Annotated in this window: 15 protein-coding genes; 5 read left to right on the top strand and 10 right to left on the bottom strand. The window is 41.4% G+C overall.

What is annotated here, in order from left to right; all coding sequences use genetic code 11:
- Positions 1-86: 86 nt before the first annotated feature.
- From ACYVBM_RS13700 to ACYVBM_RS13690, 3 genes are all read right to left on the bottom strand, one after another.
- Positions 87-518: a hypothetical protein gene (locus ACYVBM_RS13700; RefSeq protein ID WP_460686240.1), complete on the bottom strand. Its 432-nt coding sequence runs from the start codon at positions 516-518 to the stop codon at positions 87-89.
- Between the two features lie 161 nt (positions 519-679).
- On the bottom strand, positions 680-1,048 hold the full coding sequence (locus ACYVBM_RS13695) for a hypothetical protein (protein WP_460686239.1): 369 nt from the start codon (positions 1,046-1,048) through the stop codon (positions 680-682).
- A complete protein-coding gene (locus ACYVBM_RS13690) occupies positions 1,038-1,622 on the bottom strand; it encodes an RNA polymerase sigma factor (protein WP_460686238.1) in 585 nt (194 codons plus the stop codon). Before ACYVBM_RS13690 ends, ACYVBM_RS13695 begins: the two co-directional genes overlap by 11 nt.
- Positions 1,623-1,760: 138 nt before the next feature.
- Here ACYVBM_RS13690 and ACYVBM_RS13685 point away from each other — a divergent pair, with 138 nt between their 5' ends.
- Positions 1,761-2,534, top strand: a complete 774-nt coding sequence (locus ACYVBM_RS13685; protein WP_460686237.1) for a C40 family peptidase — start codon at positions 1,761-1,763, stop codon at positions 2,532-2,534.
- A 30-nt stretch (positions 2,535-2,564) separates the two neighbouring features.
- On the opposite strand, the gene ACYVBM_RS13680 is transcribed toward ACYVBM_RS13685, so the two are convergent.
- The 5 genes from ACYVBM_RS13680 to ACYVBM_RS13660 all read right to left on the bottom strand — a co-directional run bounded on the left by ACYVBM_RS13680 (position 2,565) and on the right by ACYVBM_RS13660 (position 7,608).
- Positions 2,565-3,191: a hypothetical protein gene (locus tag ACYVBM_RS13680; protein WP_460686236.1), complete on the bottom strand. Its 627-nt coding sequence runs from the start codon at positions 3,189-3,191 to the stop codon at positions 2,565-2,567.
- Between the two features lie 97 nt (positions 3,192-3,288).
- Positions 3,289-3,837 (bottom strand): inorganic diphosphatase, encoded by a 549-nt coding sequence (locus tag ACYVBM_RS13675; protein WP_460686235.1) that lies wholly within the window; start codon positions 3,835-3,837, stop codon positions 3,289-3,291.
- Positions 3,838-3,901: 64 nt separating this feature from the next.
- Positions 3,902-4,303 (bottom strand): nuclear transport factor 2 family protein, encoded by a 402-nt coding sequence (locus ACYVBM_RS13670; protein ID WP_460686234.1) that lies wholly within the window; start codon positions 4,301-4,303, stop codon positions 3,902-3,904.
- Positions 4,304-4,308: 5 nt separating this feature from the next.
- Positions 4,309-4,887: a DUF4878 domain-containing protein gene (locus ACYVBM_RS13665; protein ID WP_460686233.1), complete on the bottom strand. Its 579-nt coding sequence runs from the start codon at positions 4,885-4,887 to the stop codon at positions 4,309-4,311.
- Between the two features lie 132 nt (positions 4,888-5,019).
- On the bottom strand, positions 5,020-7,608 hold the full coding sequence (locus ACYVBM_RS13660; RefSeq protein WP_460686232.1) for a phosphoenolpyruvate carboxylase: 2,589 nt from the start codon (positions 7,606-7,608) through the stop codon (positions 5,020-5,022).
- Between the two features lie 785 nt (positions 7,609-8,393).
- On the opposite strand from ACYVBM_RS13660, the gene ACYVBM_RS13655 reads away from it, so the two are divergent.
- Positions 8,394-8,798 (top strand): hypothetical protein, encoded by a 405-nt coding sequence (locus ACYVBM_RS13655; RefSeq protein WP_460686231.1) that lies wholly within the window; start codon positions 8,394-8,396, stop codon positions 8,796-8,798.
- A gap of 98 nt (positions 8,799-8,896) precedes the next feature.
- Here ACYVBM_RS13655 and ACYVBM_RS13650 read toward each other — a convergent pair whose 3' ends face one another.
- Positions 8,897-10,171, bottom strand: a complete 1,275-nt coding sequence (locus ACYVBM_RS13650) for an aminotransferase class I/II-fold pyridoxal phosphate-dependent enzyme (RefSeq protein WP_460686230.1) — start codon at positions 10,169-10,171, stop codon at positions 8,897-8,899.
- A gap of 209 nt (positions 10,172-10,380) precedes the next feature.
- Positions 10,381-12,789, bottom strand: a complete 2,409-nt coding sequence (locus ACYVBM_RS13645) for a penicillin-binding protein 1A (RefSeq protein WP_460686229.1) — start codon at positions 12,787-12,789, stop codon at positions 10,381-10,383.
- A gap of 259 nt (positions 12,790-13,048) precedes the next feature.
- Between ACYVBM_RS13645 and ACYVBM_RS13640 the strand changes: the two genes are divergently transcribed.
- From ACYVBM_RS13640 to ACYVBM_RS13630, 3 genes are read left to right on the top strand one after another with little or no spacing between them, the layout of a single operon-like run.
- The gene (locus tag ACYVBM_RS13640; protein ID WP_460686228.1) at positions 13,049-13,270 is read left to right on the top strand and encodes an AtpZ/AtpI family protein; all 222 of its coding nucleotides are present in this window, start codon (positions 13,049-13,051) and stop codon (positions 13,268-13,270) included.
- Positions 13,257-13,664 (top strand): hypothetical protein, encoded by a 408-nt coding sequence (locus ACYVBM_RS13635; protein ID WP_460686227.1) that lies wholly within the window; start codon positions 13,257-13,259, stop codon positions 13,662-13,664. The genes ACYVBM_RS13640 and ACYVBM_RS13635 overlap by 14 nt, the downstream gene beginning before the upstream one ends.
- A complete protein-coding gene (locus tag ACYVBM_RS13630; protein WP_460686226.1) occupies positions 13,657-14,274 on the top strand; it encodes a SprT-like domain-containing protein in 618 nt (205 codons plus the stop codon). Before ACYVBM_RS13635 ends, ACYVBM_RS13630 begins: the two co-directional genes overlap by 8 nt.

Below are 14,274 nucleotides of genomic sequence, written 5' to 3'. Positions count from 1 at the left end.
CTAAATGCCCTACACCCAACACGGCGCTTTGTGAGCAGGATGATGCAGCTCAAACGATCTCCGAAATTAATCCCGGCATAATGCTTTTAAACTGCCACTTTTTGGGGATGGCCCAGCAAATAATAACAAAGCACTATCAGCAGGCCATTTTTGGCTTCCGCGTTTTCAAGATCCAAACTGCAAACCGTAAGAGTGCGGTCGGTATCTTCTGCTATTATTTCAACTTTTTTGCTTGTCAAAAAGTTCAGGTAGTATCTTTTGTTGTCAATTACTATATATTCTCTTCCTCCTTCCCTCTTCAGCTTTCCCAAATTGGTTCCATACTCATTCTCCAAAACCAGCTTATTTTTCAGAAGGCCCTTATTTCTGCATTTGAAAGATCTTTTTTCTCCATCCTCCGATTCGATATACACACGGTCTGACTGGTTCCTGTAAGCGAGTGTAAGCAATTTTCGACCATTGCTCCATAAACTATAGGCACTGTTGCCCAGGCTGGTCGTTATTGTTTTCCATTGCATAATAATCAAGTTTACAACTGCAAAGTTGGCACATATTTATGGCCATTCGCCGTGTTAACATTAAATTAATATTGAAATAATACAATGCAGGCTGAAAAAAAATTGTTTTTTCACATATAGAAAAAAAGACAGGAAATAAGTGGAAAAATGATCTTTTCCCCTTATGTTTTAGCACCTATGTTATGATGCAGTAATATATATATCAGTACCACCAATATTAACAGGATCAGAATAGAAAAATACAACCACCATTGGGGCTTTAACTGCCTTTTTTGCCGGGCATGGATTTTTTTAGCTGTACGTTTTTTAAGCTCCCGGTTCAGGCCATCTACAATAAGTTCTATTTTTTCACTATGGGTTACCTGCTGCAGACCTTCAAGCGCATCACTTTCGAATCCCTCATCCGCAGCCTGCTTTTCAAGCTCGTGACTTTCGGCAGGCCCCAGCTCATTTTTCAGGTATTTCAATAACTGATCCCCGCTGATATTGCCTTCTGCCCCGGATAATATGTTTTTTAAATCATCTTGCATTACCTGAATCAGTTTCTTTGATCTTTTTTTCAATCATCAGCCGGAGATTTCTTTTGCCGTTCTGTATATAGCTCTTTACTTTCAATAGTGAATATCCCGTAACCTCGCTTATTTGCTGATAGCTGTTTTTTTGCAGATAAAACAAAGTTACACATTTGTACTGCTCTTCGTTTAACCCGTTCAGGGCGTCTTCAAGTATATCACCGGTTATCTCCGGCTGTTCCTCCTGATTCTGCTGTTCATAAGCCACCTGGCCACTGGTTTCTGTAAGCGCTACAGGTATTTTCCCTTTTTTGTTCCTCAGTAAAGTAAGGCATTGATTTTTAGCTACCATGTACAGCCAGCTCTTGAAATAATCAATTTTATACTTAGATACTTCCTGTATCACTTTTAAAAAGATTTGTTGTACGCAATCGCGTGCATCATTTTCATCCTTTAAATATTTCATACACACACCAAACAACAATAAGGTATACCGCTGCAATAAAATGCCCAGCCACTCATTGTTCTGGGTCTGCCAAAACCGTTGCAGCAATTCCGCGTCATTTATGTCTTTATACAGCTCTTTACTCACATGGCTAAAGTTATGAAGCTTAGATGCAAATCCCCGTTAATTCCATAATTTTTATACCTCCGTCAATGTAAACAGCCCTACATGCAGATGGTACCCTAAAAGGAAGCGTAACGATCTTTAATCAATTATATTTACATTATGAATTCCATCAACTATGCTATTGTTACCGTACCGGCAGCACCGGTACGAAAAACGCCCGATCACCATAAGGAAATGAGCAACCAGTTACTATTTGGTGAAACTGTAAAAGTACTTCAACAAAAAGAAGACTGGTATAAGGTAGAGAGCTTATACGATACCTACAGGGGCTGGTTAACCAGCAGCCTTATTACTGAGGTAGATGCTGCCGACGCGCTGCCGCATTGCCATTTACTGGCACCCCAGCTTTTAAATGAAATTTTTTTCAATGGTGCAACCATGCACATTCCGGCAGCCGCATCGCTCGTTCATTATCAAAACGGAAAAGGAACTATAGCAGGCCGCGCCTACCATTTTAAAGGTATGCCGGTTAATACAGCCAGTATTCCGGACAAACGGGAAACACTGATTGCCAATGCGCTGCAATGGCTGAACGCACCTTACCTTTGGGGTGGCAAAACCATACTGGGCGTGGACTGCAGCGGATTCAGCCAGACTATGTATAAACTGGCAGGTGTTCCTATTGCACGCGATGCACGGCTGCAGGCACAACAGGGCACCCTCATCCGCTCTCTGAAAAAAGTTATTCCCGGCGACCTGGCATTTTTTGATGATAAGGATGAGATCGTGCATGTGGGTATTTTAGCCGGTTCCGGCGAAATAATTCATGCGGCAGGAAAAGTAAGAAAAGATGTTATTGACAATAAAGGGATCATTAATACAGATACGGGAAAAAGAACGCATTCGTTAAAGCTTATTAAACGGCTGCTTTAGCTATAGTTCAAAGAAAATTTAATATTGGGCTTAAAAAGCTACGTTTAACTCATTTACTGGATAAGCTAAATTATTGTACTGTCTTATCCTTACCACCAGCGTTAACCCTAACTGCTTCGTTTTTGAAAGTGTTTGCCAGCTCAGCATAGCCGGAACAAGAGGAAAATCGTTATTGGTATAGGTTGTAATTTCTCCATCCTCAATATCCTGGTAGCCCTTAAGATTATTTATTTTTACACGATACAGATCCCTGCGTAATTTTCTTCCCAGTTTGGCATACTCTTTCTTTACTGTTCTTCGGGTGAGTTCAGTGTCTGGAAAATAAGCAGTGAGCTGGTAGGTGTAAAAATTAAAAAGAAAGCGGTCCTGGGCATTATAACTGTTTTCATAAAAAATCATTTCTACCTTATTGGCGTTAAGGCTAAAAGGGTTGAAAACCTTGTATTCTCCCTTTACCAGGTAGCCGGTAGAATCTGTTTGCTTAAGAATTTCTTTTTTCAATAATGCTGAATCTGTGGTAAGGGATTTTATAAAAGCTGAAAAGCTTCCATGGAATGGATCCACCCGGTAATACTCCTGTACGGTGCGTACAAAAACCTCCTGTGCAAATATTGCCGGGCTTAACAGGAATGCGACTATTGTTATCAATAACCTCAATACTTGTGATTTTATATAACAGTTGCCGGTTTAAGCAGACGCATCTGCCTCACTTAAGGTTGCAAGCATCTTAAAAAAATACGGGCCTTTTATCCCTTTATTGTTTCCTGTATTTTTCTTTATAATATTCAATAGCTTCTGTAACAATTGGCAGAGCGGTCCCTTTATCCTGGAAAGTATCTATCACCACTTTTTTATCTTCGAGCACTTTATATTGTTCGAAAAAATTACGCATTTCCAGTAAAAAATGCTGCGGCAGCTCATCTATATTATCATATTGCCTTACAGACGGGTCGTTAAGGGCTACTGCAATAATTTTATCATCACGCTCACCGCTGTCAATCATTTGCATATTTCCAATCACCTTGGCCTGTACCAGGCAAAGTGAACGGATGGTTTGAGAGCATAATACCAGGATATCGAGGGGGTCCATATCCTGTCCCAGGGTTTGCGGAATAAAGCCATAATTGACCGGATAATGGAAAGAAGAATAAATCACCCTATCCAGTTTCAGCAGGCCGGTATCCTTATCAATCTCATATTTCGATCTCGAACCTTCCGGGATCTCGATGATCGCATTTACGTATTCGGGTGCATTCGCACCATAGCTCACACCGTGCCAGGGATGTTGGATAGTAGTAGTCATAAGGCTCAATTAGTTGTTTATACAATTTAAAAGTCTGCAAAAATATGTGTTTAATGTATACCTGCTACTCATGATCGAAGAGGTATTTGAAGTCTACCAGCCATTTATCATTCTTTTTAACCACTTTAAGGGTATCATGGTTTTCTTTATGAAAAGAATTGGAATATACGATAATGCTTGTGGAATCATTGATAAGCTTTCGGCTGTGAATATTGATGCTGGCATCCCACAGCCCCTGTTTTTCATCGGAAGAAAGCTGCATCCTGGACACCGCGTCTAATCTTTCATCGTTTAAAGAATCGTGCAACATGTAATCCGCCGCTCTGTCATATCTTCCCTTCAGGGCTGCCTGCACAAAATTCCTGGCAGCATCCACATCATTTTCGGCAGCATTGCTTTCAGATCCTGAATTACAGGAAACCAGGCAGATAACTGCCCATAAATGTAATACAATTAATTTTTTCATCTGTATCATTTCAGGTGTTCCAATTTTTTCTGAAGGTCTTCCAGCGTTTGCGGATCCATATTTTTCAAAATGCTGTCTGCTACTTCCATGCCCTTTTTTATATGATCCCTGTTAAGAGCTGAGGTATCGGGGAAAACAGCATCGGGGCGTTCGCCTGCTGCTTCTATTCCCATGCGCATCAGTGTACTCATCGTAAAATCCACTTTCCAGCCGTTGCTTTGCTTTAGCAGCTTAAACTCCGCTTCAGGCCTTTTACCGGTTTTACTTTTTACAGTAACCAGGGCCGAATCTCCCATTACCCTTGCAGGTGCTATTATTACATCTTCAAATTCTTTCAACGGATCGTTTTGCGGTGCATTTTCTTTCATCTTTTCCGCCATATCCAGTCCTTTTTTCATCATTTGCATGGTAGGCCTGCTGTCTGAGGTTACATATTTGGAAGCGCCGTCAATATCTTTTTTTGCCAGGTGCTCAAAAAATTCCTCTAATACTACATTAGGGTCATTACTAGTAACATTGCTGCAGGCAGCAAACAGGATCAATGCGATCAATAAATATAATTTCCTTCCCTTCTTATTTCTCATAGTGTACTTAATATAAACAAATGTAAGAATGTGTTTTAATATAAAAACTTAAATTCAAAAAGTATGCGCATTGCTATATTAAAAACGCCGAAGCTGTGTAACAAACTCCGGCGTACAGATCAGTGATAGTGATTATGCAGAATTTCTGCCGGCATTTATAATACCAAAAGAACAGCGCATTACCAGCTTACCGTAAGTTTCTTTCAGGTCTGTTACATCGCTGTTTTCTGCTTCTGCTTCCCGTATCTTATACATAGCAAACTGCTGAATGGTAAGCAAAGGCAATACGATTCTTTCGCGCATAGAAATAGATAATTTATCTACCGGGTAACCATCCATTAATTCTTCATTACCGGAAAGCTTTAAAACATACTCCATCGTCAGCTTATATTCCTCAAATATCATATTCCACAACCCGCCATAGGTTTCATCCTTTGCTACATAGGCCGTAAGCGGGAAATAGGATTTAGACATTGCCATCTCGCAATTATCAATAAGGGTCTTGAAGTATAATGAATCCTGGTACAGTTGCCGTACTTCTTCAAAACGCCCGATATATTCCATTTTTTTAAGAGCAGCACCTACACCAAAAAAGCCGGGAACATTTTGCTTTAACTGGCTCCAGGCCCCGGCAAATGGTATCGCCCGCAGATCTTTCAGCGATATATCGCCCTGGGTTTTGCCACGCTTGGCGGGGCGGCTGCCAATATTGGTTTCATTATAGAACCTGAGCGGACTTATTTCATACAAATAACTGGGCAGCAGGGGATGGTCTTTCAGCTTTTTATATTCGTCAAAACCATAAGATGATAATTCCTGCAGCAGCTCCTCCTGCTTTCCTGTTAAAGGGGGGTGCCTGTCTACATGCAGATTATTGGTGATACCTGCATTTAATAATTGCTCCAGGTTGTACTGGGCCGCCTCAATAATCCCAAAATTGGAGCTGATCGTTTGACCCTGTATGGTCAGCTGAATTTCCCTGTTGGAAATATTATTGCCCATGGATGCATAAAACTTATGGGTTTTACCGCCACCGCGGGAAGGAGGACCTCCCCTGCCGTCAAAAAAGATGACCTCAAAACCATAGTGCTTTGTAATACGTGTGAGCTCTTCTTTTGCACGGTAAATGCTCCAGTTGGCCATCAGGTAACCACCATCTTTGGTGCCATCGCTAAAGCCCAGCATTATGGTTTGTGTATTATTGCGGCGCTTTAAATGCTCTTTATATGCCGGAATGCTGTATAAATCCTGCATAATTGACGCAGCATTGACCAGGTCATCAATGGTTTCAAACAGCGGCACAATATCTACGTGAATATCCTCGTTGGCAAAGCCCTGCATTTTAAAAAGGGCAAATACCTCAATAATATTGAGCGTGCTGTTGCACTGGCTTATAATATAGCGGTTACATCCTGCTTCCCCATTAGCCTCCTGTATTTGCCTGATCACAGACGGAATAAGCGCCGTATCTTTTGTCACTTCATCTTCAAAAATATCAGCTGCTACTGTTCCGCTGATATTCATGAGCGTTTTTATTTTTTCGCTTTCTGATAACTCATGATAGTTAGCAGGGATGATACCATTGGTTTTGCCTGCAGCTGCTTCAAACAACTTCTGATGCTCGGTGCTCTCCTGCCTGATATCGAGAGACGCAAAATACAAGCCGAAGACATCGGTTTTATTAATGAGGCTTTGCACCTGGGCTGTAAAAAGCGAATTGTGCTTTTCTTCCAGTGTTTTTTTAATGCCTGTTAAAACCTCTTTTATCTCCCTTGCAGAAATGTTGATGTTAAAACCGGGTACAAACACATTATCGTACAGTTTATGCTCCAGCTCGGCAATAGGCTCCTCGACACCGTGAAAAGTAAGCCTGCGCTTTAAACGGCGCACATCAAAATAGTAGCATTTTAATATAGCGCTGCGCAGCGCATCAGCTACTCTTAAAGTAGTTTCACATTTTACAAAGGGGTTTCCATCCCTATCCCCACCAGGCCAAAAACCCATTTGTAATACAGGTTTCTGCGCTGTTATTGCATCAGGGAACTGATTTTTCAGCTCGTCTACAATTCGCCCAGCGGCCTCATAAAATACATTTTCCAAAAACCACATCAGCGTTACGGCCTCATCATACGGCGTGGGTTTTTTCTTATTTAGAAAAGGGGTTTTGCCCAATTGCTGCAGGTAGGTATTGATCTCTACCGAGTCGTTCTTAATAAGCGCCTGGCTCAGATCGTGGATGATGCCCAATACAGAACCAGGATAAAACTGGGTAGGATGCGCAGTAAGCACCAATCTTACACCAAACGATCTTAACACTGCTGCAAACTCTTTTTCATTATTATGCTGAGCCACATCGCTCATGAGCTGCTTTAAGGTGCCGGCGCCACTCAGATCGTGCGTATCTCTGTACGCGGCATCTTCAAGGGCATCAAATAGCACCACCTGCCTTTCTACATATTGCGTAAACCTGAAAAGCAGGTCCAGCCGCTCTTTTTCTGTGGCTAAGCTCGTATGCTTATCAAAAAAACCATTTATAATATCAACCGGGCTATGGGATCGGGCATAACCTTCTTCGCAATTACTGGAAAAAAGAGACAGCAAAATCCCGGTCTTTTCCATTTTATGAAAAGGCAGCGAGGTAAAGAGGCTATTATACAATTGAAACCTTGTTCCAACTTCTGTTTTGAAATGGTGTAAACTCCTGCTAACAGCAATATCCATTATTTTCTAAATTATATATTTTTCTATTTTCTCCTTTCAAGAGCAGGCAATTAAGGGCGTTAAGATAATATTTTTTGAGTATATGCCGCATTTTTTGTGTCAGCACTTCTTATCTATAGCCAATAGGCGAAGCTGTATTCAAGTATCCTGCCAGGTGTCTCCTTTTTACATTCGCTAACCGTTTCCGGAAAAGAGCGGGCAGCCATTCATTTTGATTATTATTTATTGATGATATGATAGAGGCTACCAGACAAGCCCCAATAAATGAATTTTATAAAAAATACAGCACGTTGCCTTCTTTTCACTGATGAGCAATACGCTTACTTCTATGGTTGGGCATCATCACATTTATTAACTTAAACATCTGTTTATCAATATAATATATTAAAAAAATAAAATTTTAGCTTCCTAAAAACCGGCAAACATTGGTTTGCTGCAGGGTTTAAAGCGTTCTATCTTTGTGTAACAAATACATAATCGAATACAAAGTACCGGTATAGATTATAGGAGCTCAAAACCAACTTTCGCTTGTCTCGTTTTGTTTGCCGCCCGGCGATTTTAGACCATATGACGAGAAATAATTTAAAGATTAATAAAAAAAGGAGACAATTATGAAAACAATTATTTTAAAAGTGCAACAGATAGCCTACAAGCTAGGAGTATTATTTGCAAACACCTTGACAACAGCGTCTTTTTCAAGGTAAACACACAATGGGTAGCTTAGTAATGAGTTGACCCGCTTTAAAACAACAATCTATTTTTAAAACATATAAAATTTTTATACAATGAAAAATTACTTATCTAAAACTAAAATTTTCGCATTAGCCCTGGTAACTGTATTCGCTACTTCATTTACTGCCCCAGCGTTTGCCGGCAATGATGATGACAAAAAGGCTGAAATCAGCTATATTGGTAATATAAACGATCTTCCTGTTTACAGATTATCTTTAAACAATGATGCCGACCAAATTTACTTTGTATCTGTTACAGATAACGAGGGTACCGTTATCTATAATGAAAAAGTAAAAGGTTCCAAAATCGTTCGTAACTATCAGTTTGATGCTGACCTTTATAATGAATACGATCTTACCTTCACTATTTCTGATACAAAAGGTAAAACCGTGAGCGCTTATAATGTTAGCAAAAGCAACAAGATTGTAAATGAAGTTGCAATAAACAAAGTAAAATAAGGCAATCAGTTAATTTATAAAAAAGTGAACCCCTGCTTTGTTGCGGGGGTTCACTTTTTTTATAGGTATGCGACCAGCATAAACAAGGCTGGTTCTCTTTATTCAACAGTTTTACTTCTGGGCTCAGCCATATCCGGAATGGCATTTACTTTATAAGCACCGGCGTCTAATTTTTCTTTTACAGCTGTAAACGCTTCCAGTGTTATCTGTATATCCTCATCTGTGTGGGCCGCAGTGGGTATAAGCCTGTAAATGATATGTCCGCGTGGTATTACAGGATATACCACAATAGAGCAGAATATTTTATAGTTTTCACGAAGGTCCATTACCATGGCCGTGGCTTCTTCTACGCCACCCTTCATGTATATAGGCGTTACCACAGAATCGGTACTACCAATATCAAACCCCCTTTCCTTTAATCCTTGCTGAAGCTTAAGTGCGTTTTCCCATAGCTTATTTTTAAGTTCGGGCCTGGTTTTTAAAAGTTCCAGCCTTTTTAAATTACCTACTACTAAAGGCATTGGCAGGCTTTTGGCAAAAATCTGGCTACGGATATTATAGCGGATATAGTCAATGATCTTCCTGTCGCCTGCTACAAAAGCGCCAATGGAGGCCATTGATTTTGCAAAAGTTGAAAAATACAGGTCAATCTGATCCTGAACGCCCTGCGCTTCACCGGCACCGGCGCCTGTTTCGCCCAGTGTACCAAAGCCATGCGCATCATCTACCAGCAGCCTGAAGCTGTATTTGCTTTTCAGCGCTGCTATTTCTTTGAGCTTACCCTGATCGCCAGCCATACCAAATACACCTTCGGTTATTACCAGTATACCGCCTTTACCCTGTCTTTCAACCAGCGCAGAGGCCCGCTCCATTTGTTTTTCAAAATCTTCAATATTGTTATGCTTAAATACGTAGCGATGACCGGGATGTAAGCGCAGGCCATCTATAATGCAGGCATGGCTTTCGGCATCGTACACAATAACATCATGGCGACTGCAAAGCACATCAATAATGCTTACCATACCCTGGTAACCAAAATTCAATAATATTGCGTCTTCTTTACCTTCAAAAGCTGCAAGTTCGGCTTCCAGCTGCTCGTGCAGGTTGCTGTTACCGCTCATCATACGTGCACCCATCGGCAGCGCCAGGCCATATGTAGCGGCGCCTTCGGCATCAGCCTTCCTGATCTCGGGGTGATTGGCTAAACCTAAATAATTATTTAAGCTCCAAACAATTACATCATTCCCTCTAAACTTCATACGGCTGCCAATCTCTCCTTCCAGCTTAGGAAATGCAAAATAGCCATGCGCTCTTTCGCGATGCTGGCCAAGAGGGCCATAGTTCTGTAACAACCTTTCAAAAATATCTGCCATATTATTTAATTGTATAATGAGTATAAGAAAAAAATCGTGCAAATATAACACCCAATTGCTAAAGATGCCGGGATATGATTTTTACAGGCACATACATTTTTTACAGAAGGGTATAACAGCGCATCTACCGGAGACCTGCCAACAAAGAAAAAAGCCCACTGTAATGCTACATACCGTGGACTTTGAAACTGATAGCAGAAAAAGCCTGATCACTCTTTTTCTTTTTTGCCAAAAATCTTTTTAAACAGGCCTTTCTTTTTCTTGGGCTCTTCCGGGGACACTACTTTTTCTTTTTTAACCACGGTATCTTTTGGCGGTTGTTTCTTTTTATTAGGATCATCCGGCAAAGGCGCAGACTCCGGCCCGATGTACTCATTATTGTTCTGCATATATTCTTCTTCGGTGCCTACCCCCATATCTTCACCGGCAGCAACAGGATCGGGGTTAGAAGGATCGGTATAATATAAAGAAGGATCTGCACTCTGAGCTTCATTGGCCAGCGTGGGGGGTTCTATAAACCGCTCCTCCCGGTTAATGCCCAGCTCTTTATTTGCATATACCTTTTTAAAGAAATGCTCCCAAATAGGCCTGGCCGCCTGGCCACCCAAACCACCTGCGCCTTCATTACGTATAAAACGGTCATCGCTGCCTACCCATACACCGGCTAACAGCTGCGGTACAAAACCCATGAACCATGCATCGCTGTTGTCGTTGGTAGTACCGGTTTTACCGGCCATTTCCACAGCGCCTAACCTGGCCCTTAAGCCCGATGCAGTGCCCATATCTACCGGCCCCTGCATCATACGGGACATTTTATAAGCGGTAGCCTCACTTACCGCTTCCCTGCGGTTAACGCTGTAATCTAATCTTTTAATAACATTACCGTTCCGGTCTTCTATGCGGCTGATAAAATAAGGCCTGGTTGAAAAGCCGCGCCCGCCAAAAATGGAATAAGCCCACATCATTTCAAATAACGAAAGCTCACAGGCTCCTAAGGCTATAGAAGGATACGAAGGAATTTTTGTAGGAATACCTATATGCTGCAGGAAATCAGTGAATCTTCGCGGTCCCACCTGTTTCATAATATAGGCAGTAGCACAGTTCCGGGACCAGGCCAAAGCCGACGCCATCGTCATGGTACGCCCTGTACAGCTGCCTCCTGTGGCAGGTACCAGCTGCCCTGCACCAAAATTTTGTTGTACATCCTGCACAGGCGTTTCGGGAGAAAAGCCCAGCTCTTCAACCGCCTCGCCATATAATAAAGGTTTTATAGTAGAACCCACCTGCCTTTTGGTATTGATATTGGTGTGGTCATATTTAAAAGTTTTAAAGTCAATGCCACCCACCCAGGCTTTTACTTCACCGGTAACAGGGTCCATTGCCATAAACCCGGCCTGGGTAAATAGCCGGTGATATTTAATGGAATCATAAGGCGTCATTACCGTGTCCTTCGATCGCTCTGCATTCCAGGCAAAAACCCTCATCGGTGTTTTCTCAAAAAAAGTAGCTTTGATCTCTTTATCGCTCAGGCCATCCTCTGCCAGGTTTTTCCACCTTTCGCTGGCCTTCATGGCAGCTTCCAGTATATTATCCCGTTTATTCCACACGCTTCCATTTTTAATATATCCCTGCCTGATCATATTCCTGTACAATTGCGGGGCCTGTTGGGCTACGGCCTCTTCGGCATACAATTGCATTACCGGATTGATCGTTGTATAAATCTTTAACCCGTCATTATAAATATTGTAAGAAGATCCATCGGGCTTGGTTATTTCCTTTAATATCTTTTTAACCTCTTCACGCAGCACTTCGCGGAAATAGGGCGCATACCCCACGTCCTCACTTGGTTTTTTATAGTTTAAAACAATAGGTTTGGCCTGGAGCGCTTCTGCCTCAGCCCCGGGAATATTGCCGTTTTCAGCCATACGCCCCAGTACCAGGTTACGTCTGTCCATAGACGCTTTAGGATTCCGGCGCGGGTTATAAACACCCGGCCCATTGATACTGCCTACCAGCAGCGCAGCTTCTTCTACGTTTAGCTGACCGGGCTCTTTCTGAAAAAACGTTCTGGAAGCATTCCTGATGCCAAATACATTATCGGGGTACGGGACCGCATTCAGATAAAGAGCCAGTATTTCTTCTTTGGTAAAGTTCCGCTCCAGTTTAACGGCTATGATCCACTCCTTTAGCTTCTGGATAACCCTCAATAATGGATTCGTAGCCCTTTTGTTAAAAAGCGCCAGGGCTAATTGCTGCGTTATGGTACTTCCTCCGCCCCGCGATCCGCCCAGGAAGACCGCTCTCAGGGTTCCTTTAATATCAATCCCTGAATGCTCGTAAAATCTTTTATCTTCAGTAGCCACCAAAGCATTAATAACGTTAGGCGATATATCCTTATACTTTACAATGCTCCGGTTTCCCGATGGCAGATAGTACTTCCCCATAAGGGTACCATCGCTTGCATATACCTCAGAGGCCTGTGCTATGGTTGGATTTTCAAGCTCTTCTATAGAAGGCATTTTACCAAAAACACCAAAGTTGGCCAGCAAAAGAATGGCAATAAATAATCCTATCCCTGTGAAAAATAATCCCCAAAATATTCTTACCGATTTCTTCATTCAATATATTATTTAAAATTTATCCCTCATTATTTAAGCTGAGTGTTTTAACGAAGCAAAATTGCAGTAAATCTACATTTTTAATAGCGAACTTATTCCTAAAATTTAAAAACAGGAACTTTAATTTTGCCCTTTTGAAATGATCTGTATCAACAACGAAATAATCAATTCCCCTTCATTCCTACGTGCGAAATAGTTATGGAGGAAATCGGCTACAGCGGAACATTGCATACAAATCGAGTGTTAAAAATATTAATTCTTGGAAACAAAAAAATACAGTCCCTGGCTCCGTTATATGGGCATTACAGCACAACTGTTGGTGATCATCGGCCTTGCCGTGTATGGCGGCATCTGGCTGGATGAAAAATTTAGCCTTGCGCCTTTATTAACAGTAACCTTACCTTTGCTGGTATTGGCTGTAACATTTTACAAACTCATTAAGGAAACCGGGAAAAAGAATAAAGACAATGGAAGCAAATAAAAAAGGCTTTAGTCCTTTGAAACTGATGATACTCGTTTTTGTACTCTTAAGCGCTTTCTTCGTGGTCTTTAAAAATACACTGACAAAAGCAGGGGTTGATACCGCCGTATTACTCATCGCTAACGGAATACTGTTTCTGATAGGAACTTTTACCATAAGAAATGGTCTGAAAGCAATCAGCAATCCTAACCCGCATGTATTTGTACGTGTTTTTTATACCGGCTTTATTATAAGGCTTTTTGCCTGTGCCATTGCTGCATTCATTTACATTTATTCCAATAACGGGAAAGTAGATAAAACCTCTTTATTTGCCTGCCTGGGTATTTATATATTGTATAATGTAATTGAAGTGTCTTCTTTGCAAAAAGCGCTGAGGAATAATAAGAATGCCTAAAAAGGAAATGCCACTGGGAGAACTGGCTCAATATTTACCGGACCATACTTATGAGCCGGTGATTGCCTATCTCAATTTTTACAAAGTGCATTTAACCATTGCCAAAAGCAGGAACTCGGTGTTAGGGGATTATCGGCACCGGGTAGATACGCAACATCACCGCATTAGTGTAAATGGCAACCTGAATAAATATGCTTTCCTGATCACGCTTTTACATGAGCTGGCACACCTGATAACCTATGAAAAATATGGCAATAAGGTGCAGGCTCATGGTAAGGAATGGAAAAATATTTACGGGCAGATACTGGCGCAGTTTATAGAAAAGAATATTTTCCCGCCGGATATTACAAAAGAACTGCTGAATACGCTGCGGAATCCCGGCGCGTCTACGTGTTCGGAAGAAAGCCTGCAAAGAATATTATACAGGTATAATACAAAGAAAGACGGATACGCCTTATTAGAAACATTACCCGAAGGCGCTGTCTTTGGTACTAAAGATGGCCGTATTTTCCAAAAAGGCCCTAAACGTATTAAACGTTATACCTGTGTTGAAATTGCGACACGGAAAATTTATCTCTTCAGCGCTATATACGAAGTGCGCATGATGTAA

This window comes from Niabella aquatica (genome assembly GCF_054779315.1).
The sequence above is the reverse complement of the archived record's forward strand: the minus strand, read 5'-3'. Positions and strand labels throughout refer to the sequence as shown.

What these genes read in the sequence shown, in the direction of transcription:
- ACYVBM_RS13695 (WP_460686239.1), bottom strand. Translation starts at nt 1,048, where the DNA reads ATGCAAGATGATTTAAAAAACATATTATCCGGGGCAGAAGGCAATATC.
- ACYVBM_RS13675 (WP_460686235.1), bottom strand. Translation starts at nt 3,837, where the DNA reads ATGACTACTACTATCCAACATCCCTGGCACGGTGTGAGCTATGGTGCG.
- ACYVBM_RS13650 (WP_460686230.1), bottom strand. Translation starts at nt 10,171, where the DNA reads ATGGCAGATATTTTTGAAAGGTTGTTACAGAACTATGGCCCTCTTGGC.
- ACYVBM_RS13635 (WP_460686227.1), top strand. Translation starts at nt 13,257, where the DNA reads ATGGAAGCAAATAAAAAAGGCTTTAGTCCTTTGAAACTGATGATACTC.
- ACYVBM_RS13665 (WP_460686233.1), bottom strand. Translation starts at nt 4,887, where the DNA reads ATGAGAAATAAGAAGGGAAGGAAATTATATTTATTGATCGCATTGATC.
- ACYVBM_RS13685 (WP_460686237.1), top strand. Translation starts at nt 1,761, where the DNA reads ATGAATTCCATCAACTATGCTATTGTTACCGTACCGGCAGCACCGGTA.
- ACYVBM_RS13670 (WP_460686234.1), bottom strand. Translation starts at nt 4,303, where the DNA reads ATGAAAAAATTAATTGTATTACATTTATGGGCAGTTATCTGCCTGGTT.
- ACYVBM_RS13700 (WP_460686240.1), bottom strand. Translation starts at nt 518, where the DNA reads ATGCAATGGAAAACAATAACGACCAGCCTGGGCAACAGTGCCTATAGT.
- ACYVBM_RS13655 (WP_460686231.1), top strand. Translation starts at nt 8,394, where the DNA reads ATGAAAAATTACTTATCTAAAACTAAAATTTTCGCATTAGCCCTGGTA.
- ACYVBM_RS13660 (WP_460686232.1), bottom strand. Translation starts at nt 7,608, where the DNA reads ATGGATATTGCTGTTAGCAGGAGTTTACACCATTTCAAAACAGAAGTT.
- ACYVBM_RS13630 (WP_460686226.1), top strand. Translation starts at nt 13,657, where the DNA reads ATGCCTAAAAAGGAAATGCCACTGGGAGAACTGGCTCAATATTTACCG.
- ACYVBM_RS13645 (WP_460686229.1), bottom strand. Translation starts at nt 12,789, where the DNA reads ATGAAGAAATCGGTAAGAATATTTTGGGGATTATTTTTCACAGGGATA.